3 protein-coding genes are annotated in these 1,313 nt (G+C 72.4%); all 3 read left to right on the top strand.

What is annotated here, in order from left to right:
• Nucleotides 1–4: 4 nt before the first annotated feature.
• A complete protein-coding gene (locus ACZJYS_RS24350) occupies nucleotides 5–391 on the top strand; it encodes a chemotaxis response regulator CheY (protein WP_109517502.1) in 387 nt (128 codons plus the stop codon).
• Nucleotides 384–923 (top strand): protein phosphatase CheZ, encoded by a 540-nt coding sequence (locus ACZJYS_RS24345; RefSeq protein ID WP_109517503.1) that lies wholly within the window; start codon nucleotides 384–386, stop codon nucleotides 921–923. Before ACZJYS_RS24350 ends, ACZJYS_RS24345 begins: the two co-directional genes overlap by 8 nt.
• Nucleotides 924–937: 14 nt before the next feature.
• Nucleotides 938–1,313 (top strand): hypothetical protein (locus ACZJYS_RS24340; RefSeq protein WP_493180651.1); only part of this gene is annotated, 376 nt, incomplete at its 3' end.

The following is a 1,313-nucleotide window of genomic DNA, read 5'->3' as shown; positions in this document are numbered from 1 at the left end:
CGCCATGACCATCGACCGCAACATCAAGGTGCTCGTCGTCGACGACTACAAGACGATGACGCGCATCATCCGCAACCTGCTGAAGCAGATCGACTTCCACGACGCCGACGAGGCGGCCGACGGGCACGAGGCGCTGGCCAAGCTGCGCTCCGGCAATTTCGGCCTGGTCATCAGCGACTGGAACATGGCGCCGATGACCGGCCTCGAGCTGCTGAAGGAGGTGCGCGCCGACGCCCGTCTGAAGCACCTGCCCTTCATCATGGTCACGGCCGAGAGCAAGACGGAGAACGTCGTCGCCGCCAAGCAGGCGGGCGTCTCCAACTACATCGTCAAGCCGTTCAACGCCGAGACGCTGCGCGAGAAGATCGAGAAGGTGATGGCGCATGTCTGACACGAAGGACGCCATCGCCAAGGACGCCATCGCAGGCCTGCGCGGCGACCTGACGGCCACCGCCGCCTCGCTGCTGCAGGAGCTGGAGGGGCTCGGCCGCATCATCGCCACGGCGCGCGCCGAGGTGGCGGCGCTGCGGGCCGACGGCATCGACGAGAGCGTCATCCCGAGCGCGACCGACGAGCTGGCCGCCATCGTCAGCCACACCGCGCAGGCGACGCACGAGATCCTCGATGCCTGCGAGCAGCTCGAGACCATGGCCGGCGCCGCCCCGGCGCAGGCCGAGGCGCTGGTGGCCGCCACCACGCGCATCTACGAGGCCTGCGCCTTCCAGGACATCACCGGGCAGCGCATCGCCAAGGTGGTGACGGCGCTGCAGGCGATCGAGCAGCGCATCGGCCGCACCCGCGCCAGCTTCGCGGAGGAGGCCCAGCTGCTGCGGCAGGCGCCGCCCTCCACCGGGCTGCTGAACGGCCCGCAGCTGCCGGGCAACGCCATCAGCCAGTCCGCCATCGACGCGCTGTTCGACTGAGGATCCGCCGCCCCATGCCCCGGTCCGCCTCCACCCTGGCCCTGGCCCTGCTGCTCGGCGGCGGCGTGCTGCTGCCGGCGGCGCCGCCGCTGCGCGCAGCGGCCGGGCCCGGCGCCCCCGCGGTGGTTCCCCTGGCCGTGCCGGTGCGGGCCGGCGTGCATCCGGGCATGGGGCGCGTGGTGTTCGACTGGCCGGAGGCGCCCGGCTACTCGCTGGTGCAGGAAGGCGAGATGGTCGACCTGCGCTTCGGCACGGTGGTCCGCCTGGGGCTGGGCGGCGTGGTGGCGAAGCCGCCGCCGAATGTCCTGCGGGTGGAGCCGGTGCCGGGCGGGCTGCGGCTGCATCTGCGTCCCGGCGCCCGGCTGCGCCACTACCTGCTTGGCCCGCGCC

Source organism: Roseomonas sp. TS2 (genome assembly GCF_058833935.1).
Note: the sequence above shows the minus strand (reverse complement) of the source record. Positions and strands in the feature narration are given on the sequence as shown.

What these genes read in the sequence shown, in the direction of transcription:
- ACZJYS_RS24350 (WP_109517502.1), top strand. Translation starts at nt 5, where the DNA reads ATGACCATCGACCGCAACATCAAGGTGCTCGTCGTCGACGACTACAAG.
- ACZJYS_RS24345 (WP_109517503.1), top strand. Translation starts at nt 384, where the DNA reads ATGTCTGACACGAAGGACGCCATCGCCAAGGACGCCATCGCAGGCCTG.